The 21,772-nt window shown below is 37.0% G+C and carries 22 protein-coding genes; 8 read left to right on the forward strand and 14 right to left on the reverse strand.

Features of this window, described 5'->3' with window-relative positions:
- Positions 1–71 precede the first annotated feature (71 nt).
- Positions 72–806, reverse strand: a complete 735-nt coding sequence (locus tag FS608_RS00295; RefSeq protein ID WP_144547047.1) for a polysaccharide deacetylase family protein — start codon at positions 804–806, stop codon at positions 72–74.
- A gap of 148 nt (positions 807–954) precedes the next feature.
- Here FS608_RS00295 and FS608_RS00300 point away from each other — a divergent pair, with 148 nt between their 5' ends.
- Entirely contained in the window at positions 955–1,746 is a 792-nt protein-coding gene (locus FS608_RS00300; protein WP_144547049.1) for a Cof-type HAD-IIB family hydrolase, read from the forward strand.
- An 86-nt stretch (positions 1,747–1,832) separates the two neighbouring features.
- Here FS608_RS00300 and FS608_RS00305 read toward each other — a convergent pair whose 3' ends face one another.
- Positions 1,833–2,669, reverse strand: coding sequence for a DMT family transporter (locus FS608_RS00305; RefSeq protein WP_144547052.1), 837 nt, complete (start codon positions 2,667–2,669; stop codon positions 1,833–1,835).
- 231 nt (positions 2,670–2,900) lie between these two features.
- On the opposite strand from FS608_RS00305, the gene FS608_RS00310 reads away from it, so the two are divergent.
- Both FS608_RS00310 and FS608_RS00315 read left to right on the forward strand, forming a co-directional pair.
- Complete coding sequence (locus tag FS608_RS00310) at positions 2,901–3,779, forward strand: MerR family transcriptional regulator (RefSeq protein ID WP_260871541.1); 879 nt, start codon at positions 2,901–2,903, stop codon at positions 3,777–3,779.
- Between the two features lie 40 nt (positions 3,780–3,819).
- Positions 3,820–4,344: a MerR family transcriptional regulator gene (locus FS608_RS00315; RefSeq protein ID WP_144547054.1), complete on the forward strand. Its 525-nt coding sequence runs from the start codon at positions 3,820–3,822 to the stop codon at positions 4,342–4,344.
- A 56-nt stretch (positions 4,345–4,400) separates the two neighbouring features.
- On the opposite strand, the gene FS608_RS00320 is transcribed toward FS608_RS00315, so the two are convergent.
- Positions 4,401–5,387, reverse strand: a complete 987-nt coding sequence (locus tag FS608_RS00320) for an acyltransferase family protein (RefSeq protein WP_144547057.1) — start codon at positions 5,385–5,387, stop codon at positions 4,401–4,403.
- 292 nt (positions 5,388–5,679) lie between these two features.
- Positions 5,680–6,927, reverse strand: coding sequence for a DHH family phosphoesterase (locus FS608_RS00325; protein ID WP_186328554.1), 1,248 nt, complete (start codon positions 6,925–6,927; stop codon positions 5,680–5,682).
- A 207-nt stretch (positions 6,928–7,134) separates the two neighbouring features.
- On the opposite strand from FS608_RS00325, the gene FS608_RS00330 reads away from it, so the two are divergent.
- Positions 7,135–8,106, forward strand: a complete 972-nt coding sequence (locus FS608_RS00330) for an NAD(P)H-dependent flavin oxidoreductase (RefSeq protein ID WP_186328583.1) — start codon at positions 7,135–7,137, stop codon at positions 8,104–8,106.
- A gap of 49 nt (positions 8,107–8,155) precedes the next feature.
- On the opposite strand, the gene FS608_RS00335 is transcribed toward FS608_RS00330, so the two are convergent.
- The 6 genes from FS608_RS00335 to FS608_RS00360 all read right to left on the reverse strand — a co-directional run bounded on the left by FS608_RS00335 (position 8,156) and on the right by FS608_RS00360 (position 13,456).
- On the reverse strand, positions 8,156–8,641 hold the full coding sequence (locus FS608_RS00335; protein WP_144547061.1) for a nitroreductase family protein: 486 nt from the start codon (positions 8,639–8,641) through the stop codon (positions 8,156–8,158).
- Positions 8,642–8,737: 96 nt separating this feature from the next.
- On the reverse strand, positions 8,738–9,421 hold the full coding sequence (locus tag FS608_RS00340) for a M50 family metallopeptidase (protein ID WP_144547063.1): 684 nt from the start codon (positions 9,419–9,421) through the stop codon (positions 8,738–8,740).
- A gap of 123 nt (positions 9,422–9,544) precedes the next feature.
- Positions 9,545–10,237, reverse strand: coding sequence for an ABC transporter ATP-binding protein (locus FS608_RS00345; RefSeq protein ID WP_144547065.1), 693 nt, complete (start codon positions 10,235–10,237; stop codon positions 9,545–9,547).
- Between the two features lies 1 nt (position 10,238).
- A complete protein-coding gene (locus tag FS608_RS00350; protein WP_222127293.1) occupies positions 10,239–11,300 on the reverse strand; it encodes an ABC transporter permease in 1,062 nt (353 codons plus the stop codon).
- A 95-nt stretch (positions 11,301–11,395) separates the two neighbouring features.
- The gene (locus tag FS608_RS00355; RefSeq protein WP_313958684.1) at positions 11,396–12,781 is read right to left on the reverse strand and encodes a sensor histidine kinase; all 1,386 of its coding nucleotides are present in this window, start codon (positions 12,779–12,781) and stop codon (positions 11,396–11,398) included.
- A 3-nt stretch (positions 12,782–12,784) separates the two neighbouring features.
- Positions 12,785–13,456 (reverse strand): response regulator transcription factor, encoded by a 672-nt coding sequence (locus FS608_RS00360; protein ID WP_144547071.1) that lies wholly within the window; start codon positions 13,454–13,456, stop codon positions 12,785–12,787.
- A 168-nt stretch (positions 13,457–13,624) separates the two neighbouring features.
- Here FS608_RS00360 and FS608_RS00365 point away from each other — a divergent pair, with 168 nt between their 5' ends.
- Both FS608_RS00365 and FS608_RS00370 read left to right on the forward strand, forming a co-directional pair.
- Complete coding sequence (locus FS608_RS00365) at positions 13,625–14,749, forward strand: ABC transporter ATP-binding protein (RefSeq protein WP_144547073.1); 1,125 nt, start codon at positions 13,625–13,627, stop codon at positions 14,747–14,749.
- Positions 14,749–16,308: an ABC transporter permease/substrate-binding protein gene (locus FS608_RS00370; protein ID WP_144547075.1), complete on the forward strand. Its 1,560-nt coding sequence runs from the start codon at positions 14,749–14,751 to the stop codon at positions 16,306–16,308. The genes FS608_RS00365 and FS608_RS00370 overlap by 1 nt, the downstream gene beginning before the upstream one ends.
- A gap of 60 nt (positions 16,309–16,368) precedes the next feature.
- Here the strand turns inward: FS608_RS00370 and FS608_RS00375 are convergent, their stop codons facing one another.
- Positions 16,369–17,004 (reverse strand): GntR family transcriptional regulator, encoded by a 636-nt coding sequence (locus tag FS608_RS00375; RefSeq protein WP_260871542.1) that lies wholly within the window; start codon positions 17,002–17,004, stop codon positions 16,369–16,371.
- A gap of 151 nt (positions 17,005–17,155) precedes the next feature.
- Between FS608_RS00375 and FS608_RS00380 the strand changes: the two genes are divergently transcribed.
- Together FS608_RS00380 and FS608_RS00385 are read left to right on the forward strand one after the other, a co-directional pair.
- Entirely contained in the window at positions 17,156–17,722 is a 567-nt protein-coding gene (locus FS608_RS00380) for a DUF2238 domain-containing protein (RefSeq protein WP_144547079.1), read from the forward strand.
- Positions 17,723–17,736: 14 nt separating this feature from the next.
- Positions 17,737–18,315 (forward strand): DUF2238 domain-containing protein, encoded by a 579-nt coding sequence (locus FS608_RS00385; RefSeq protein WP_144547081.1) that lies wholly within the window; start codon positions 17,737–17,739, stop codon positions 18,313–18,315.
- A gap of 44 nt (positions 18,316–18,359) precedes the next feature.
- Here FS608_RS00385 and FS608_RS00390 read toward each other — a convergent pair whose 3' ends face one another.
- The 3 genes from FS608_RS00390 to FS608_RS00400 form a co-directional block, all read right to left on the reverse strand.
- A complete protein-coding gene (locus tag FS608_RS00390) occupies positions 18,360–19,721 on the reverse strand; it encodes an aspartate kinase (protein ID WP_144547083.1) in 1,362 nt (453 codons plus the stop codon).
- Positions 19,722–19,883: 162 nt separating this feature from the next.
- Complete coding sequence (locus FS608_RS00395; RefSeq protein ID WP_144547085.1) at positions 19,884–20,498, reverse strand: NUDIX hydrolase; 615 nt, start codon at positions 20,496–20,498, stop codon at positions 19,884–19,886.
- 113 nt (positions 20,499–20,611) lie between these two features.
- Positions 20,612–21,769, reverse strand: a complete 1,158-nt coding sequence (locus FS608_RS00400) for a homogentisate 1,2-dioxygenase (RefSeq protein WP_144547088.1) — start codon at positions 21,767–21,769, stop codon at positions 20,612–20,614.
- Positions 21,770–21,772 lie beyond the last annotated feature (3 nt).

A 21,772-nucleotide genomic window follows, 5' to 3' on the forward strand; every position in this document is an offset into this window, starting at 1 on the left:
TTTTCACTATTATAACGTTGTTTGATTACATAGAGATTTCGCACAGTTTACAGTGTCTTTTCATTCTCTACTTACTTTATCTGCACCGCTTGTTCAAAATCATTGAGAGTGGTTGAATATTTTATATAAATCCGCGGTAAATAGTAGAGTTCGTTTTTAAAGCCCGTCAGAGAAAATGGACCTGGCGTGGTTGTGAGTCCAAATTGATAATATTTTTTTGTTTCTGCCACCACATGTTCATTGGTATTCCCAAAGGGGTATGCGATTGCAATTACCGGTTTCCCTGTTATTTTCTGAATCTTTTCTTTCGATTCCTTCAGTTCGTATTTTAGGTTATTCTCTTTGGTTAAATCTGGATGTGTCGATGTATGTGACTGAACTGAGATTAATCCTGAATTTACAACCATTCTTAGATCCGAATTTGTTAAGCGGTTCGTTCTACCGATGAAATCAGAAATCACAAAAAAGGTAGCAGTGGGACGAAAATTTCTATTTGTCAGCTTTTGTAAAATTGAAAACGCATGGAGATTATTTTTATACCCGTCATCTAGGGTAATAAATATTGGCTTTGGGACTGATTTTATATCCTGCCAACGTTCGAAAGTTAATAAGGTATACCCATGATCTCTTAAATAGGTCATTTGTTTCTCAAAGTTTTCTGGTGTCACATACAGCTCCTTGGACCCAGTACCACTATATTGGTCGATGGAGTGATAGACTAGAATCGGAACTATTTGCTTGGCTGCCACATTTTTGGGGAGTCCTAAGATGAGAAGAGACAGGACCAGCAGGAACATCTTTTTCATAATTTTTTGCCTCACTTTTTCATTTTGATGTCTATCCCTTCTATTATTCCTCCAAACTTTGTAAACCAACACAATTAAATGAATGTGACTTCCTTTATCGAAAAGTGGTAGAATAAACCCAACATTTTTTGAAAAAGGAGCTGCGGACGTGACCAATTACAAAGTTTTATTTTTAGATATCGATGGAACCTTATTGAGGCCTGATGATACAATTGAGGATTCCACCAAAGAAGCTATTTCACAAGTTCAAGCAAAAGGGGTGGAAGTTTTCTTAGCAACCGGCCGACCACTTCATGAAATTGATGAGCTTGGCAAGGAGTTGAATATCCATTCATTCATTGGTTATAATGGTGCCTATGCCATTTTTAAAGGTAAGGACCTATACCAGAAACCAATGAAAAGCTCAACCGTTAAGAGATTCTTAGAAATTGCAAAAGAGAACCATCATGAAGTGGTCCTTTATACAAATAGTAAGAACGTTTTTACCAATATAGAAGCGGAGAGTATCATTGACTTTATGCACAAATTTCACTTACATAAAAATGAACCGTATTCACCTTCAGTCAATAGCGCTGTCTTAGGGATGACGCTAGTGAACCTAAAAAAAGAGGATCCTTCCCTTTATCAGAAAAATGAAGAAGGAATCCATTTATCCCAAGTCAATGTAGATGGGATGCGCCATTGTTATGATGTCATTCAAGATAGCGTGAACAAAGGTTTTGGAGTTCAAGTAGTATTACAGAGACTTGGAATCGAAAAGGAAAGTTCGATCGCCTTTGGAGATGGAATGAACGATAAGGAAATGCTTCAAAATGTTGGGGAAGGCTTTGCGATGGGAAACGGACATCCCGATCTTTTTCAATATACCAAACATAAAACGACAGAGGTCACTGATTCTGGTATTTTTAATGGACTGAAAATGCTGGGTCTCATTAACTAAATTTTGAGCTAGATAAAAAAAGTGCAGAGCCTTTCAATTAAACTGAAAGGCTCTGCACTTTTTATTGAACAAATAAAATTAGCTCTTTATAACTTCGTAAAAATGATCCCAAGAATGGCAGTAAGAACTCCAATAACTTGATACCTTTTTAGTTTTTCTTTATAAAGTAGAAATCCAGCTAGAACAACGACTAGACAATTTAAACTTACTACTGGAAAGACGATACTTGCTGTCCCTGTTTTAAGCGCGTAGAAATAACAACTATAACCCAATATACTAATTAGACCTACAATCGAACCCACATTGACTTCTGCTCTCTGCCATTTTTCCTTCGTCAGGACACTACAAATGATTAAATAGATACTTCCGCCACCATACATAGAAATGAGGATATTCAATGAATTGAGATGCAAATATGAGGTTGTTTTCATTAAAATTCCTAATATTCCAAAGGATACAATAGCTAGGCTTACACGAATCATCCAAGAAAGATAATTGGTCTTTCGCTTTTTTTCATTTGAATACTGAATGGCCATGGCAGATCCCAACATAAATACAATTCCTAACCACTGAATCAGTGTAATTTGTTCATGAAAAACAAAGGCTGCACAAACAATTGGAAATATAGTATTCGTGCCTATTAATGGCGAGGTCAAACTAGCAGGCCCTTTTTCAAAAGCCTTAGACATTTGGATATTGCCGTTTGCATTTAATATACCAATCAAGGCTCCCAGCAGAATAGTCATTACGTTTAGATGGACGGTTTCATTTACAATCGCAAATCCTAATGTTAATACAAAGGCTACAAAATAAAAAAAGAACTGTATATGAACCTTCGAGACTCTCATCCCCGTACTCCACTTAAAAATAGTATTATTTGCCCCAAAGCAAACCATAGTAATAAAGGCCGCTGCTATCCACATATTGCTCCTTCTCTCTTTATCTTTTTCACTTCATATATTAAACCTCTATTTCATTACTCTCAATTGTTTTTTTGCAAATATTTTTTTATCGGATGTTTTTCGCAAAAAAAATGTTGTTATTTCATGTTTTCCGTCTTGTTTTGATAGCTTTTGTCATCTTGCAGGAAAAAGTAATACCAAATGGTGAATAACTTAAACATGATGAATTATTTCCTAGATAAATAGAAAGGAATGACTTTTTTAATGAAGACCTATACCTTAAAAGAAGCGGCAAAAAAAATAAATATTAAACCAGGCGTTATCCGTCAGTGGGAAAAAGATTTAGAGGAATTACTCGAGATTCCCCGATCAAAGCAAGGGGCAAGGATTTATACAGAATTAGAGATTGACAAACTAGTTGAAATAAAAAAAATGTTTGAGAATAAATTAAATATGGAAGAAATCAGGAAAATGTTGTACAAAAAATTGCATCCTGAAAGTGAATTAGTGCCAGAGTTTACTGAAGTTTCACTCGAGGTCCTTTCAGAACCATCCGCGCCATTTACCATACAGGATGCTATTGATGCGCATCAGTTTTTCGAAGCAATGGATACGTACAAGGAAAATTTCTTAAGCGAAGTAAAAAATGAAATTCGTAGTGTTGTGCGAAAAGAAGTAGTGGAAGAAGTAAAAAAGGAAATAAACAAAGGAACCTATACAACGGTTAAGTCCATTTCTGACTCTATTTATAAATCGTCTGCTATCACACAGGCTGAAATCCAAGATTTATCAAAGACCCTAGAAAAAGCATCTGAACTCTCGGCAGACTCCTTACAATACCTTTCTAACAACATTGCCAACGTGTCGATCGAAACTTCTCAGGAAATTTATACACTCTCCAAGCAGTTATCCGAAACTTCAGAGGAATTATCCCACTATGTGGATGTGACAAACAACGAAATTTCAAGTTTAACCGAGGCCATGACGAAAGAACGCGAATTCTTCATTGAAGAGCGTAATGAATACCGACAAGAAATTACACAACGAGAAATTGCCTTTCAACAAATGTTGAACAGTTATCGAGATGTAGCAGCAGCTAAAGACAAGAAATGGTGGAAATTCTGGTCTTAATATGGGTTAAGATTTAATTAATTCATTGGAGGGATTCGAAATGAATACTAGTGAAGTAGCAAAGTTATTAGGCGTATCTACAAGTACTGTCCAACGCTGGGTCAAACAGCTCGAGTTGCCAATGGAAAGAAATGAGCGCGGGCATTATCATTTTAACAGCGAGGATATCGAAGTATTAAAAAAAATCCATGAACAACTCCAAAATGGAACACTAATCCAGGAAATCACTCCAATCAAAGAGAAAAAGGTGCCTAGAAAAGGTGCTGCTAAGGCTGTAGAAAACCATTACGCATTTGAAGACTTGACTGCAAAAGTTAGTAAACTAGAAATCGAACTCCATTCCAAGGCGGATTCTGTTGTTTCATATCAACTTCTACAGCACAGGCGTGAAATAGAAGATTTGCAATCTCAAGTAAATGAATTAACTAAACAACTTGAACAATTTCAAAAGATCCTTAGTAAAGTGAATATACCTTCTCAATTAGATGACCCTATTGTATTTGATTCAAGTAAGGGTAAACGAAAAAAGAAAAATATTGTAAGCTCCTTATTTGGATTCTTATAACATTTAAAAGAGCCGAACTGGTATATGTTCGGCTCTTTTTATTTCCCCTTTATGAATCAAATCTTTAATTCCACGAGAGGACGAGTATATTTTTTAGTGACGTAGCTGCCAAGAATTAAACAAATGACGAAAGATAGGATAATCAGTAGATGATATTGTCCTGAAATATTAAATAAATTTTTGTCAAGAACGGTTACCTCAAGTGATTTGATAATAAAACCGTGGAACAAATAAACATACAACGTTCTTTCACCTATTTCCGATACCTTAAGTGGATTGGAAGGTATAACCGTGAGAAATCCATAGACGACAATTAACGTTAGCAAATACTGGAAGCCACGATAAAGTCCATCCACCCATTCTTCTTGTCCCATATTCGCATAGGAAGTATCTCCCAAGAGCCATGGCACGACGTTATGCGGGAAACTGAACCCTAAAGATAACAAAGTTCCTAGAATAATAACTAATCCAACTGGACGCGAATATTTGGAACGAATCGCTTTTTTCAATTGATCGCCATTGAGTAAAAATCCCAATAAAAAATACGGAAAAAAGACAAACGTTCTAGACAGGCTTAAATAACTACCCACATCATCAATAAATCCTATGGCTATTCCCAAACCGATGGAGAAACAAAATCCTACCCATTTAAATCTGGCAAAAACATAGAGTAATAAATTCCAACAAAATAAACTCATTAAAAACCATAGTGACCAATGTGGATGTAAAAAATCGAACTCTAAACTTGCTTCCTGCCCATTTAAATAATAATAAACGGAATAAATGATTTGGAAAATGAAATAAGGCAATAATATTTTTTTAATTGCCTTTAATATATAGCCTTTCTTTTTAAATCCCTTTGCAAAGTATCCAGAGATAAAGATAAATGCTGGCATGTGAAAGAGAAAAATGATGGTATATAAAGTAAATAGAATCCCGTCTTGCTCTTTTAATGGACTTATCAGGTGCCCAAAGACGACCAGAAAAATCAAAATAAATTTTGCATTGTCAAAATACTTACTCCTTTTTGAAGTTGAAGCCATCCTATCACCCCATTATTTTTAATCAAAAAGGTATTTTAAGATAATGTTAATTTGTTTCTTTATTAATTCCAATAACCCACACCATATAAATTTAGTGATTACCACTATTATACCCTTTGAATATTACAGGAAGATGTTAGCAGAATTACTTTCTGTTTCACGATAATTACGATATTGAAATAACACTAACAAATACCTACGATTATACTACCATTCCCGTCTTAACGAAACCTTAATTTTGGTTATCTCCTTTTTATCACACAAAGAGAGCTTGGGGATCCCAAGCTCTCTTTTATTCCTTAACTATATCGACTAGGTAATTACTGATAATCTCTGCATGGTTTTCCTTTATCTTATCAATTGGCATCTTTAATGCGGCAGATAACTGATACAGATAATCTTGGTCATACTGAAGCCAAGAAAGATAATTTCTTTTGAGGTAACGCTCTGCTTCCTCAAATTCAGCGAAGGTTTGATCCAATTTCTTCTTATTGTGCACAATATAATATTCACTATCACCGCTAGAGATGATGTATGAAATTTCACCCATTTGATTTTGAAAAGCGGTCCCAGAGTGAGAAGTTTTCAGGTTAAATTCATTCCGATCTGCATCTGGTTTAAGAGGAAGAATTTCAAACACATCCACTACAAATTGCTTAAACGCTTCACTTGTCATTTCAGATCCAGATGCTTTTGGATGTCCACCCCCACCGTATCTCTTTGCAAATTTTGCTACATTTACTTCATCATGAATGGTTCGAAAACCCATTTTCTTTCCACTCATATTCAAAAGAATAATCATGTCCATATGCGGATATAAATTATTTAGCGCATTTCCTAACTCCGATAAATATTGCTCTGCATGAACAATGCCTACACAATAATCATCAACAAAGGTTTGAACAATTTGTCGGCTTTTTGAATAAATATATCGGTTAATTTTTTGCTCCTCAATATCTAGAAGCATATTTTCCGTTTCAGATAACATAAACGATTCGGTATTTTCCGTTAACCTTTTCAGCATTTCTTCTTCAAACTGCTCTCTGTTCCGTATGTAAAATAAATCATTTAGGCGTTTCGCCGTCACATTATTGTTTTCATCCCATTCCCATGTATCGTATTGGCGTACCAGCTCAATATATTCCTCAAGAGCCTTATTTCTATCCATGATTCCATTCGTAATCAGATGATCATAGAATAATGAGGTTGCACATGTCTTCTTTCCCGTTTCATACTCGGGAATAACACTTCCCCATTTATATTCATTAAAATGCAATGCAGTCACATGGTGATCAATCATTTGAACCGGTTTGCCTTGTTTAAACCGCTCCTCGAGTTTTTTTTCGACTTGTTCGTTTACCGCCAGGTCGGTAATATAGATCTCTACATTATTATTCTCTGGGTTTTTAATAACGGCTTCAACTCGTTGATTTAAATTCCTGTAAGAACAGTAAAATACATTAGCTTCTTCTCCAAAAGCAAGTTTCGCAATTAGCCCGCATCCAAGCCCATCAAGGTCAATATCAGTAAAAATTATCATGACAATTACCACCATCCATTTTTAACTTCATATCGTATCGTTTGGTTTCATCAAATTTTTTATACAGTAAGTTCTTATGAATTAACCATTATGTTTATTTTAACATATTAGTAAATGATAAAACCTGCCATTATGACCTGGTGATAGTAATCACAGACATGCCTAAATGGAAGTGGTATGATTCATGAGAAGTTTCTACTAAAAATTATGAAACGGGGTTATAAATTGAACTTTCCACAACTAAAAATAGGTCATATGATGCCTAAGGTTCCCATTATGCAAGGTGGTATGGGTGTAGGTATTTCACTTAGTAAATTGGCATCAGCCGTCGCAAATGCTGGGGGAATTGGGATTATCTCAGGAACAGGGATTTCAACGGACGAATTGCGAACACATATTAGAAAGGCGAAGAGCTTGATTAAAGATGCCGGATATATTGGTGTAAATGTTCTATTCGCGATGAATGACTTTGCTGAAAAAATGAAAGCTGCTCTTGAAGAGAAAGTTGATTTTATTATCTCGGGTGCTGGAATTTCTAGAGATATGTATGCATGGGGAAAACAAGCAGGTATTCCGGTAATCTCAATTGTCTCATCTGCTAAATTAGCAAGAATTTCAGAAAGACTTGGTGCTGCAGCCGTTGTCGTTGAAGGTTTTGAAGCAGGTGGTCACCTTGGTACCGATCGCCCAATGTTCGAAATCCTGCCAGAAGTGGTTGAAGCAGTTTCCATCCCGGTGATTGCTGCAGGAGGAATTCTGACTGGCGGAGATATTTCAAGAGCCCTTTCCCTGGGTGCATCTGGTGTCCAAATGGGGACACGCTTTGTCGCAAGCGAGGAATGTGATGCACCATTAGCATTTAAGCAAAAATATGTCGAGGCAACGAAAGAGGATTTGGTCTTAGTAAAAACGACTGTAGGACTTCAAGGCAGGGCGATTAATAATCATTTTGCAAAATTAATCAGTGGACCTGACAAATTAAAAATCGCTAAATGCATTGATTGCTTAAAAAATTGTTCTTACCGCTTTTGTACAATGGATTCTTTATTGGTTTCAATGAATGGTGATGTCGAAAATGGACTTGTTTTTGCAGGTGCGCGAGTGGGCGAAATTCAAGATATTCTACCTGTTCAACAAATCATCGACAAGCTTACATTAGAATACCATGATGCAATCTAGTTATTTAAAAGAGCCAACCGACTTGTTCGGTTGGCTCTTTCACTTCCTGTTATGGTAAATTACTTATTTTGTTCTGAATTGGTGTACGTGGTTTTGGATCTGGAATTACTTCTGGATAGCCCACTCCCAAAACGCCAATAATATCAAAGCCATCCGGAACACGTAGGATCTCTCTGTTTTTTGGTGTAATACCAATGGAAGACCAAAAGGTCCCGACACCCTCTGCCCATGCAGCTAAATTAAAATTTTGGATAAAGCAGGCAGTTGCCATTGCGTTTTCCTCTGTCTCAACAGTGGTCGCACCTTGCTTTGATAAAATCATTAACACAACCGGTGCATTTCCAAAATTTGTTTTATGGTTTAGCTTCTCTCTCGTTTCCGTTCCAATAAAATAAATTTCCCATGGTTCTGTCATTCGGTGATTCGGTGCCATTGTGGCAGCCTCTAACCACGCAAGGATTAAATTTTGCTCAATCTCCATGGATTTGAATTTTTTTATGTTTCGGCGCGTTTTTATCGCATCTAACGTATTCATTTTCATTCGCCTCCTTCTATATTAGCTGCTCACTGTAATATCCTATGCAACAATTCTCAACTTTTTATTAAAAGTGATAAAAAATTCCCTTATAGCTTATCCTTCAAGTTTATAATAACCTCTTTTTAATCCGTTATAACAAAACCATAGTGCCTGAATAAAGAAGAATATCCCCCAGATTGGCGCCGGAATGATTCCTGTAAGCCGAGCAAGATTTGCGGCATCCCCAGCAGACTGTGGCTGTAATACGCTGATATACAAGATTTCATAAGCACTTTGAACGGAATCAACTAAAAGAATCGAAGCAATTAACAGTAATAAGTGATCTCTAAAATTTTGACTCCCTTTAATGAGTAAGTAAAGAAAAGCAAACGCAAATGAGCACAGCCAAAACAAACCATAAGGATTCCGTACCCAAAAAATAAGATTCAAGCCAATAAAACCTAACAATATGTCTATTAACAAATTCTGCTTTTTCTTACCAATTAATAAAAAGGACAGAAACGCCATAAATGACGCAAAAGTGTATCCACCTAGACTAGTTAAGAAGCTGCCAATCCATGTTGACTGATTACTATACGTGGCCCCTTCGGAATTCATGAATAACGATATTTTTTCGACATTCCCTCCAAAAAGAGCGATTAAAGCATGACCCGATTCATGGATAAGCGTATTGATGATTTTCACATAGTTTCCTAGGAACGGCACATGAATCAACAGAAAAGCAAACACGAGGAAAAGGAAAAACTTCGCACTGAATTTGTCTCGAACAAAGCTCATAATAAATTCTCCTCTTTGGTATTTAGTAATATCTCCATTTTAACATCTTTTGTTAATTCTTTTGCAAAATTCAACTTTAAATCTAAAAAGCTAGCAATCACTCAGATTGCTAGCTCTTTTCATTTAATCTCTGTTTCCTTGCTCAATAAGTTGTCCATCCTTCATTAAGTAAATCCGATCACATAGCGGGAGAATCTGTTCATCGTGAGTAACAATGATAGCAGATTTGTTTTGCTCCTTAACGATTTTTGAGATTAACTCAATAATGACCATACTACGATTCGAATCTAGACTGGCTGTTGGTTCATCAGCTAAGATGATTTCAGGATCATTAATAAATGCTCTAGCAATGGCAACTCGTTGCTTTTCTCCACCCGATAACTGATGTGGATAAAATTTTGATCGTTGCTCCATCCCAACTGCAACTAACATCTCGTTAATCTTTCTTTTACTTTCCTTGGTCCACTGATTCGCCATTTTTAAAACAAGACTCAATTGCTCTTCTACCTTTAAATAAGGGACTAAGTTCGAAGTTTGGAAAATATAACCTAGGTGATTTAATCTAATGTTCGCTTTATCAATATCGCTAAAGGTTGCAATGTCGGTGCCATTTACAATGACTTTTCCTTTATCAGGAGATTGCAAGGCACCTGCAATCGATAAAAACGTGGACTTTCCCGACCCTGAAGGACCAATGATTGCAACCACTTCGCCCGTTTTTAAACGGAAGGATAAGTTTTTCACGATATGATTTTCTTTATCACCATCTTTAAACGATTTTTCAACCTGCTCTAAAATTAACGGTTCCATCATCATACTATTCTACTCTCCCCATTGCTTGAATTGGATCGGCCTTCACAATATTAAATACCGATAATAATGAGCCGAATATCGACACAAGAAATAATAACCCCGAAAATTTAGCGATATCCACCAAATCGAAAATAAACGGGATATCATCGGGAAGTATTGACATAAAGCCCTTAGTAAAGGCAATAGCTGCAGCAATACTAACAATGGTTAACAAAATAACCTGAAAGATAGTTGATTTGACCAATTGACTCGATTTAGCACCGATGGCTTTCAAGATGCCAAACTGTGCCGTTTTTTGTATGGTCATAATATAAAAGAATGCGGCTAAAACAAAAACAGCAATCACTATTAAAAAAGATAACATCATATAAAGTGAATTTTGTTCAGCCGTATACCCAGGAATACCTTTGACCACTTGATCCTTTTCTACCCATTCCCCATTTTTAATTAAGCTAGAAATTTTTTTTTCTAATCCTAAATCAGCTTTGTTTATGGCAATGCCGTTATATTCATTTTTGTTTAGTTTACCAGCGAGTTTCTCCCAAGTGTCAAGGGAAATAAGCGCAACTGGTGTATGGCTAAAAGTTTGATCATCAAGGAATCCAACTACCTTTAAGCTTATACCGCTTCGTGCATCTTTTACGATCATTCCAATCTTAATTGTTCCAGATAACGAGCGATCTAGTAAGACAGAATTTCCCCCGCCACTCTCTAAACTCTTTCCATCCCTTCTATTCGGTTCTAAGAAGCTGCCAGGCTGGACGGCGATAAAGGTAACATCTAGTCTATCCTCTGAATTCACTCTAGAAATGGCTCCCATTTGAACACCAATTGGCTGAGCCTCACTTTTTGCTGTCAATTTCTCTATATCCACCGTTAAATGCGACCGATCAATGCGACCCTCTGCACTTTTTTGCAGGTAAAAAGAGTGTGCCGGCATGTTAATGATCGAAGAAGCATTATTCATCGACAAGCCATTGGCAAGTCCACTAATGACAAAAATAAGTATCGCTACAAAAAAGAGAATAAAACTGATTAACAAATATCTCACTTTAAAAAATGTCATTTCCTTAAATGGTAATGAGAACATAAAAAATTCACCTTCCCTTTCATTTCACAAACAGAATACTGTTCGAATATGAACGGAAGATGAACGTTATTTTACAATTTGGGAAGGAGCACAGTAAAAGAAGTCCCTTTCCCTTCTGTGCTTTCTAAATCAATTTTTCCATGGTGCAAATTAACGATGGATTTGACGATTGATAAGCCTAATCCTGTCCCTTCGACAGACCGTGCTCTAGAGGCATCCGCCCGGTAAAAACGGTCAAAAATTCTTTCTATTTCCTTTTGACTTAATCCCACCCCTGAATCTTTAATAACCACGACAACTTCTACATCCGTTTCAGCCAATTCAATATCAATTGTACCGTTTTCACGATTATACTTAATCGCATTCGTCAGCAGATTTTCCCAGACAGAATATAACAATGCTGGGTCCCCTTTAACCGTGGCATCAGAGAGTGAGTAACTCATCATTATTCCTTTTTCTAAGGTGCTCCATTCGCATTGATGAATAACAGCTTTGAGCTGTGCTGCAATATCTACGGGACTAACCTCCATTAAATCCTTTTTACTTTCAATAGTGGATAGAAGTAATAGTTGTTTTGTCATCCTGGAGAGTCGGTCTACCTCGAATTGAACTACTCGTAAATATTGTTGCTCTTCTTGCTCACTTTTGTTGCTATTTTCCAATAAGTTTAAATACCCTTTAATATTGGTTAGTGGTGATTGGATATCATGAGAAATATTAGAAATTAGTTCTTTTCTTAGCGAATCTACTTTTGCTAATTTTTCCGTCATCCTCATAAAACTGACGGCTAAATTTCCAAGTTCATCGCTTCGAGTAATATCCAACTTGATGGAGAAATTTCCTTCCGCAATTGCTCTCGTTGCATTATTAAGCTTTCTTATTGGATTGACTAAATATTTAGTACTAATAAGAACCAATATAACGCTTAATAAAATTGAAATGATAAGCAGCCATCCAAAAAGAATATGCATCTCGTTAAACATCAGCTTAATATCTGGCCTGATAAAAATGGCATATTCTTCACCTTTATACTGAAAAGGGACACCGACTGAGTTTTTTAATTCGTTTGCAAAAAATCCGGTTACAAAGGTTTTATGAGGAAAATTCCGAATCCCATGATAAACCTCGCCATCTAAAACTTTTTCTGGAATATCTGCATGTAAATTCTTTTCTCTAAACGATGAGCCAAAATAATATTTGTCCCCTTCATTATTAACCAAAAGTATTTGGTAACCAATCGACCCGATATGGTCAAAATAGTCCTGGAGACTAATCAAAGGGTGCTTACTAGCAAAGTCAGCTATTTCAAAAGCAAAATTCATGATTTTCTCATCATTTTCCTGTTTTAATGTGATCTGGTAATAAGCATTGGAAAGAAAAAAAGAAATAATTCCACTGACTACCATAATCATGATTGTAATAAAGGCGAATTTACTATATAAAGATTTCATGATCATTAGTTAAAGAACCTCCAGGGAATATCCTACCCCTCTAATCGTTTTGATGGTAAAATCCTCGGCAATATTCGCAAACCTCTCGCGTAACCGTTTGATATGGACATCTACAGTTCTTTCATCCCCTTCAAAATCATGACCCCATATTTTTTCAATCAAGTGACCACGGCTAAACACTTGATTAGGATGCGTAGCAAGGAAGGTTAAAAGATCAAATTCCTTTAACGGGAGCATAAAGGTCTTATTATTGATTTTAACTTCATAGCTTTTTTTATTTATGTATAAGGTACCTACTTTAATATTCGCTTCACCAGATTTTCCATATCTTCTTAAAAGGGCATTGACCCTAAATATTAATTCTTTGGGTTCAAACGGTTTTATTAAGTAATCATCCGTACCTGATTCAAATCCCTTTTCCTTATCTTCAATCTGGCTTTTGGCCGTTAATAAAATAATCGGAATATCATACACTTTTCGAATTTCAGTTGTTAATAGGTATCCATTCATGACTGGCATCATGATATCTACTACCGCTAAATCACAATCCTCTTTATTTAATAGTTCAAGTGCGGCTCCCCCATTTTCCGCTGAGATGGTTTTAAATCCCTCTCTCATCAGCAAACTTGTTACAAGATTGCGGATATATTCATCATCATCAACAATTAAAATTTTTTTCATCTCATCACCTGCTTACTCAAAGTGCTATTTTCCTTACCTCATTGTACTTAAAGGCTCTCTAATTGGAAAGAAGTAAAATGGAACTTGATTAGACAAAGAAACAACTTTTATGTTACCATTAAGTTGTTGCATTTAATCAGCACCTAGTTTTAACAAGGAGGAATGAAATTGATAGAGTTTAAAAACATTGTGAAAAAGTATCGAACCAAAACCATTATTAAGCCTTTCTCATTGGAAATTGAGGCTGGTCAATTGGTTGTTTTTATCGGACCCAGCGGCTGTGGGAAAACGACTTTACTGAAAATGATTAATAAATTAATTCAGCCAACCTCAGGGAAAATTTTTGTCAATGGGACAGATATCTCGACGATGAATCCAATTGAACTGCGTCGAAATATTGGTTATGTCATCCAAAATACTGGTTTATTTCCACATATGTCTATTAAAGAAAATTTAGAGTTAATTCCAAAACTTAAAGGGGAAGATCCTGCTGCGATTGCCACTAAAACGGGCGAACTGCTTGAATTAGTCGGTTTAGACCCTAAAGAATACTTGCATCGGTATCCCAAAGAATTGAGCGGCGGCCAGCAGCAAAGAATTGGCGTCGCAAGAGCTTTCTCAACCAACTCCGATATCATTTTAATGGATGAACCATTTAGCGCATTAGACCCTGTCACAAGAAGTTCCCTACAAGATGAACTCTTCCAGATGCAAAAAGAATTAAACAAGACGATTATCTTTGTCACCCATGATATGGATGAAGCTATTAAAATAGCAGATAAAATTTGTATTTTAAAAGACGGGGATATTCTCCAATATGATACACCTGAAAACATTCTTAAAAATCCTGCCAATGACTTTGTTGAAGACTTTATTGGCAAAAGACGGGTTTGGAACAATCCAGAATTATTAATGGCTGAGGATATTATGATCCCCAATCCTGTTAAAATCACCTCAATGCGAACGGTGCTTCAGGCAATTGAAATAATGAAGGACCAAAAAGTCGATAGCCTAATGGTTACAGATAAAAATAATGTCCTTAAAGGTTTAGTGACATTAAAGGGCATCCAACTGCTCAATCGAACTATCTCAATCGATCAGGTAATGGAACAAAATGTTCTTTCGGTTTCACAGGATGCCAATTTGATATCAGTTTTAGCAACAATGAATGAGCACAAAATTGGTTATGTCCCTGTTGTGAACAGTCATAACCAGCTGATTGGACTTATTACTAGAAGCAGCATTCTTTCTGCATTAAGCAGCCAGTTAATCGATTTGGAGGTGGCCTTTTAATGAGTGGATTTATGAATTATTTAACCACAAACTATGATCAGATTTTCAGTCTGCTTGGCCAACATCTTTACTTAAGTGTAATTTCTGTCCTAGTAGCGATTATTATTGGGATCCCGCTTGGTATATTAATCTCAAGAGAGCAAAAGCTTGCAAAACCGATAATTGGAACAACTAATGTGATTCAAGCAGTCCCTAGTTTGGCATTACTTGGGTTTCTTATTCCATTCGTTGGGATTGGCAGTACTCCAGCCATTATTATGGTCGTTCTTTATTCATTGCTTCCGATCGTCAAAAACACGTATACAGGTTTAACGAATATTGATGGGGATATTCTGGAAGCCGCCAGAGGTATCGGTCTGACCAAGAGTCAAACGATGAGAAAGGTTCAGTTACCACTAGCCTTCCCGATGATTATGGCGGGTATCAGAATTTCAGCGGTTACCGCTGTTGGATTAATGACAATTGCTGCCTTCATTGGTGCTGGCGGACTAGGATATCTCGTTTTCTCCGGTGTGCAAACGGTCGATAATTATATGATTTTAGCTGGGGCTATTCCTGCCTGTATTCTTGCCCTAGTTATTGATTTTATCGTAGGAAAACTTGAATCCTCACTTTCCTATACAAGCAAACAGACTTCAGCAAAGAAGACAGGGAAAACCACTAAAAAAATGATGATTAGTTTTGCAAGTATTGTCATCATCATTGCCGGTGCTTTTACTGTATATTCAAAGGTGAACGCTGAGGATAAAATTGTGATCGGTTCTAAAAATTTCAGTGAACAATTAATCTTAGGGAATATGCTTGCGGATTTAATAGAAAATAAGACTGATATTCAAGTAGAGAGAAAATTAAATCTTGGCGGCAGTCAGGTAGCCTTCAGCGCCCTTAAAAATGGGGACATTGATATGTATGTAGAGTACACTGGAACAGGATTAGTAAATATATTAAATCAGCCGCCCCAGAGTGATCCGGACAAGGTCTACAATATTGTCCAGAAGGAATTCAAGCAAAAATATGGCTTTGAATTGTTAAAACCGATTGGATTTAATAACACTTACGCCTTAGCTGTTCGTCAAGATACAGCAAAAGAATTTGGCTTAAAGACGATCTCTGATTTAGCCAAAGTCAGCAGTGGATTAACCATGGGTCCGACCATCGAATTTCCAAATCGTGAGGATGGCTTAATCGGACTTACAAAAACGTATAATATGAAATTTAAAGAGGTGAAACCCGTTGATGGCGGGTTGCGCTATACGGCATTAGCCAACCATAAGAGTGATGTCATCGATGCCTTTTCAACGGATGGCTTACTTGAAGCGTTCCACTTAAAGGTATTAGAGGATGATAAAAATTTCTTCCCGCCTTATTATGCGGTACCGATGTTAAAAGAGGGAACGTTAAAGGAACATCCAGAACTAGAAAAAGTGATAAACTCCTTGGCAGGTAAGTTAACTGATGAAAAGATGCGAAAACTGAATTATAAGGTCGACAGCCTTAAACAGTCTCCAGCCAAAGTTGCAAAGGAATTTTTAGAAAGTGAAGGTTTATTAGAAAATTAGTATATGAAGAAAAAGCCGGTCCTAAAAAAACCGGCTTTTTTTGCATCTTCAAAACTCTTTTTACTCCTCCATAAAATGAAGGACTCGGTCATATGTTTCATCAGCACCAATAACAAGGAGGACATCCCCCTCTTGGATTAATGCATAGGGACCTGGTGAAATAATTAATTCTCCCTTTCGTTTCATCCCGATAACAGTTCCCCCGGTATTTTGCCAAAACTTTACTTCCGAAATGGTTTTTCCAATATGAATACAATCCGAAAATACCTCTACTTCGATGGGGGCCAGTGGGTTCGTATGACGCAGCTTTCCTGAGTAGTCCATAATTTTTCGGAGTGTATCAAAGAGCTGTTCATCGAGCTTGTCTCTTTCAGAAATAAGAGAGTTCATTTGCTTTTCTAGATCCTTAATGCTTGCGAGATTTGAAAACCGTTGAATATATTTATAAGCATTCTCACGAGAAGAAATAACAATTCCACTACCTTTTGTGGAGTGAACAATCTCGACATCTTCTAAAATCTTTATTGCTCTTCGGATAGTTTCAGGAGAAACCTTATATTCACTTGCTAAGGTAGATCTCCCATGAATTTTTTCTCCCACCTTAAATTTCCCATCATATATTCTATTTGCTAAATCTATAGCAATTCGCTCGTAAGTCGGTATTTGTGCCTTTTGCATAACATCCTCCGCAGCCATCTTTATCTTGGACTATTCCAACATTGTCTTACCTTTCCAATATACTCTTTTGTATGTGCCTATGCGAGTATTCCATACAAAATTATCTGAGTGATTTCATTTATTTTTATTGGACATAATTGTAATGAACCATGATTAATGAGGTGAGTCATTGAAACGGAAAATACTTATCATTCTAGGTAGTATATTTATGTTATTTATGATTGTCTTATTTATATTTTTCCTTGTTAAAGGGCCATCTTCAAAATGGCAAGTAGCCCTCGGAGGGATAATCGTGTGCGGGTTGCCCGTTTTGCTAATCTTTAAGAACAACATACCATTTAATCTTCCAAGCATCGTTGGTTTTTATCTATTTATCTTTTGTACCACGTATTTAGGGTCTATAGGGGATTTTTATCTTAAATATAAATGGTGGGATTCGACCATTCATTTTTATAAAGGTGTATATGTCGCTTGTGTCGGTATAACATTATATAAATTAATGATTCCTGAACAAGTAAGAAAGGACACCTCGAGTTGGATTATTTCAATTTTCGTTCTTTCCCTCTCTGTCCTAGCAAGTGTACTTTGGGAGATTTATGAGTTTGCAGGGGATCAAACCTTTACTCATATCATGCAGCTTGGGGGAAATAAAGATACCATGTATGACTTATTATGTGGCTTTTCTGGAGGACTATTAATTGCCATTTACGCATACTTTCGAAAACATAAAGTTTAAAGAGGTGAATATTGTTGAATCGAAAACTTGTCATCATATTAAGTTTCATTTATGTCCTATTCATGGCTGTTTTATGTGTTTACTACTATTCAAAGGATGTAACTTTTCAAGGATCGGTTGCAATTGGAGGAATTGTTTGCGGTGCGATTCCGTTATTATTGGCATTATTCACCAAACTACAATTTAATTTACCAATTGTTATTTCTTATTTAATTTTCTTAGTTGGTTCACAATATCTAGGTTCAATCCTCGGCTGGTATGGTCTTGGTTGGTGGGATACTTTTATGCATTTGATTAGTGGAGCCATTCTCGCTTTTTCTGGAATTGCTTTATATGAACGTTTGATTCATCGAAATGCGGGAGATAAAATTTCGCCATGGTTTGTGTTTTTATTCACGCTGTCCTTTGCAGCACTCGGCGGTGTATTATGGGAAATTTATGAATTTAGTTCCGACCAATTTTTCGATATGACCTTACAGGGTGGAGGAAATAAGGATACAATGACAGATTTAATTGCTGATACGATTGGCGGATTGATTATTGCCGTGTCAGCAGGCATTCGAACTCGGAGAAAGTTAAAAAATCACAAATGAGAAGGTACGTCCTATTTGACGTACCTTTTTTTGAAAATAAGATATTAAACCGTGACAGCCACAAAAAATTCTTCATAAAGTGCTTGAACCGCTCTCTTTTCCTCTACTTCCTTTACACCAAACATCATGCTTACTTCTGAAGAACCTTGGTTAATCATCTCGATATTAATACGAGCTTTTGCCAGAGCTTTGGAGGCTTTTGCCATTGTGCCTACATTGTGACGCATGCCCTCACCAACCACCATTATAAGCGCGAGGCTGTGTTCAATTTTCACTTGATCAGCATGCAGCTCTGATTCAATTCTCTCAACAATTGCCTTCTCCATTTCTGCATCCATTTGATTTTCACGGAGGATCACGGAAACATCATCAATTCCTGATGGGGTATGTTCGTAAGATAATCCGAAGTCTTCTAAGATGTTTAACAGCTTCCGTCCGAAGCCTATCTCTCTATTCATCAGGTATTTGCTTACGTAAATACTACAAAATCCTTGGTCACTCGCAATACCAATTACTGGTCCATTTGTGTTGTCGCGTTCATAGACAATCTTTGTACCAGGTGCACTTGGATTATTTGTATTTTTGATTTGAACAGGAATTCCTGCTCTGAACGCCGGAACAAGTGCTTCATCATGTAACACGGTGAATCCCGCATAGGAAAGTTCACGCATTTCCCGGTAAGTCAGTTCTTTTATTTCCTTCGGATTTTTTACGATGAAGGGATTAACGGAATACACCGCATCAACATCGGTAAAATTCTCATAAAGGTCAGCTTTAAGGGCATTTGCTAAGATGGATCCAGTAATGTCGGAACCGCTTCTTGAAAAGGTAAACACCTCACCTTCCCTGCTATAACCAAAGAATCCTGGAAAAATTAGAATCCCTTTTCGGTCGTGCAACGAATATAACTGACTATAAGCTTCAGGCAGTGCTTGAGCATTACCTGGCTCATCACTGACAAGCAGCCCCGCTTCTTTTGGATCTATGTAAGAAGCTTCTACACCCTGCTTACGGAAATAGGCAGCAACCAATTTGGCGTTGTTATCTTCACCACTTGCTTTTAACAAATCCAGAAAACGATCAGGTTTTGTTTTATCAGCGCTTAACCGTTTGGCTAAATCTTCTTGAATTTCGATAATAACATCATTTGACAGTGATAATTCCTCGGCGATCGAGGAGTATCTTTCTAGGACGGCCTCAAATTGTTCCCTTGGGTCCTTATTTTGTAGACATAGTTCTCCACATTCAATCAATAAATCGGTTACCTTATTATCTTCTGGAAACCTTTTCCCAGGGGCAGAAACGACAACGACTTTTCTCTTGGGGTCTGAAACAACAATCTTAAATACCTTTTCAATTTGTTTTCCTGATGCTAGCGAGGACCCGCCAAACTTTACGACCTTCATCCCTACATCTCCCTAATTAAAAAATATAATCTTAATTTTAATCATATTCAGAAAATAATCAAGCTTTTTCTTTTTTGTGTGGACATTTGTCCGCTTGTAGTGGACAAACAAAAAAAAGAGAGGATTTCTGCTAGGAAATCCTCTCTTTTATAAAAACTAGAACTACCGTAGTAATTCAATAAAATGGGCAAGAATCTTAGCAGTAAGTCCCCATATCACTTTTCCATCATAACGATAGAAATACTCCTCGATTCCTCGTGTACGCCAATTATAATTTTCTCCCCCTACAATGAGGTCAAAGGGAAAATTAACCTCGGGTTCTGCCTTAAATTCAATTTTATAAATCTCTGGTTCATTTTTTATTAAAAATGATAGCGGTACAGTAAAAATCTCACCGACTTCTGAAGGGTTAGGCACAATCGTATTAGGTGTTTTAATGTAGCCAACAAAAGGATAGATCATCATTCCAAAAGGTGAAATCATAAAATCCAATGGGTGTACGTTTGAGATAAACTCATGACTGACACCTAATTCTTCCACGGTTTCTCGGATAGCGGCTGCTTTTTCGTCGATATCCTGGGCATCAATCCTCCCCCCTGGAAAACAAATTTCGCCAGGCTGCCTTCTTAGTTCAAGGGAACGAACTTCTAACAAAACGTGGATCCCGTCCTCTTTTTCAATGAGTGGGACCATAACAGCATATTTTGAAAATTTTTCACTGCCAAGGATCTTTGGTGTATGGTTTTTTAATTTAGATAGTATTGGTTCCAACTCCATGACTTCACCTCATTTCATTTTCAAATAACATATTATTACAATACCACTTTTACCTGCAGATAAAAAAACAATCCAATTCGATTATTGGATTGTTCGCTTAATAAATTTCATTCCTATTTCTCATACCATGAATACATATAATTAACATCCTCAATTTTTTGTGCGGTTTTTACAATTTTTAATGGATGGAAGGTGTCAATCATAACAGCTAGTTCCAGCGTTTCCTTTTTTCCAATACTTGCTTCGGTTTTTCCCGGATGTGGGCCATGGGGGATACCGCCTGGATGAAGTGTGATCGAACCTTCTTGAACCCCTTTTCGACTCATGAAATTACCTTCCACATAATAGAGAAGTTCGTCGCTGTTCACGTTGCTATGATAATATGGCGCTGGTATGGACTCTGGATGATAGTCATATAGCCTCGGAACAAACGAACAAACAACGAAATTATTCCCTTCAAAAGTTTGATGGACCGGCGGCGGTTGATGAACTCTCCCTGTGATTGGTTCAAAATCTTCGATGTTAAAAGCCCACGGATATAAATATCCATCCCAGCCCACTACATCAAGGGGATGATGCCCTAAAATATGCGAAGTTATCTTCCCTCTTGATTTTGTCAAAACCTCAAATTCACCCTTTTCGTCGAATGTCTTCAGTTCTTCCGGGCCTCGAAAGTCCCTTTCACAAAATGGACTATGTTCTAATAACTGACCATATTCATTTCGGTACCTTCTTGGTGTGGTGATTTGGCTGAACGATTCAACAAACAGCATTTTAGTCTCTTCATTTTCGTTGGGTATGACACGATATATGGTCCCAATTGGAATAATGAGATAGTCACCCTGACGGTAAGATAGGGTGCCGAACATCGTTTCTATTTTTCCAGTTCCATAGTGGACATAGAGCATTTCATCGCCATCACCATTCCGATAATAGCTTGTCATCGGTGCAGTTACATGGGCGGTTCCAATTAATAAATCCTGATTTCCTAAGATATATTCCCTAGCCTTCAGGGCATCGCCTTTGGCCGGCACTATATTGGTGAAAAAATGGCGGTGTTTTAGAGGCTGCTGCTCCTCATATTCTGGCAAGTAACCACTTACTAATTCCGTCCTCACCACCTCTGTTGGCATATAATGGTGATACAAAATCGATTGGGTTCCTGAAAATCCCCGTGTCCCCATTACTTGCTCTCTGAATAGGCTCCCATCAGCTTTTTTAAACATCGTATGCCGTTTGTGCGGTATCTTCCCCATTTGGCGGTAAAACATGAA

It is taken from the genome of Bacillus sp. X1(2014) (assembly GCF_007678255.1).

Bases quoted from the DNA above. Each gene is read 5' to 3' on its own strand.
- FS608_RS00330 (WP_186328583.1), top strand. From the start codon at position 7,135: ATGAAACGGGGTTATAAATTGAACTTTCCACAACTAAAAATAGGTCAT.
- FS608_RS00310 (WP_260871541.1), top strand. From the start codon at position 2,901: ATGACTTTTTTAATGAAGACCTATACCTTAAAAGAAGCGGCAAAAAAA.
- FS608_RS00305 (WP_144547052.1), bottom strand. From the start codon at position 2,669: ATGTGGATAGCAGCGGCCTTTATTACTATGGTTTGCTTTGGGGCAAAT.
- FS608_RS00360 (WP_144547071.1), bottom strand. From the start codon at position 13,456: ATGAAAAAAATTTTAATTGTTGATGATGATGAATATATCCGCAATCTT.
- FS608_RS00340 (WP_144547063.1), bottom strand. From the start codon at position 9,421: ATGAGCTTTGTTCGAGACAAATTCAGTGCGAAGTTTTTCCTTTTCCTC.
- FS608_RS00395 (WP_144547085.1), bottom strand. From the start codon at position 20,498: ATGGAGTTGGAACCAATACTATCTAAATTAAAAAACCATACACCAAAG.
- FS608_RS00320 (WP_144547057.1), bottom strand. From the start codon at position 5,387: ATGGCTTCAACTTCAAAAAGGAGTAAGTATTTTGACAATGCAAAATTT.
- FS608_RS00315 (WP_144547054.1), top strand. From the start codon at position 3,820: ATGAATACTAGTGAAGTAGCAAAGTTATTAGGCGTATCTACAAGTACT.
- FS608_RS00325 (WP_186328554.1), bottom strand. From the start codon at position 6,927: ATGATAATTTTTACTGATATTGACCTTGATGGGCTTGGATGCGGGCTA.
- FS608_RS00335 (WP_144547061.1), bottom strand. From the start codon at position 8,641: ATGAATACGTTAGATGCGATAAAAACGCGCCGAAACATAAAAAAATTC.
- FS608_RS00370 (WP_144547075.1), top strand. From the start codon at position 14,749: ATGAGTGGATTTATGAATTATTTAACCACAAACTATGATCAGATTTTC.
- FS608_RS00400 (WP_144547088.1), bottom strand. From the start codon at position 21,769: ATGTTTTACCGCCAAATGGGGAAGATACCGCACAAACGGCATACGATG.
- FS608_RS00295 (WP_144547047.1), bottom strand. From the start codon at position 806: ATGAAAAAGATGTTCCTGCTGGTCCTGTCTCTTCTCATCTTAGGACTC.
- FS608_RS00350 (WP_222127293.1), bottom strand. From the start codon at position 11,300: ATGACATTTTTTAAAGTGAGATATTTGTTAATCAGTTTTATTCTCTTT.
- FS608_RS00355 (WP_313958684.1), bottom strand. From the start codon at position 12,781: ATGATCATGAAATCTTTATATAGTAAATTCGCCTTTATTACAATCATG.
- FS608_RS00390 (WP_144547083.1), bottom strand. From the start codon at position 19,721: ATGAAGGTCGTAAAGTTTGGCGGGTCCTCGCTAGCATCAGGAAAACAA.
- FS608_RS00375 (WP_260871542.1), bottom strand. From the start codon at position 17,004: ATGGCTGCGGAGGATGTTATGCAAAAGGCACAAATACCGACTTACGAG.
- FS608_RS00345 (WP_144547065.1), bottom strand. From the start codon at position 10,237: ATGATGATGGAACCGTTAATTTTAGAGCAGGTTGAAAAATCGTTTAAA.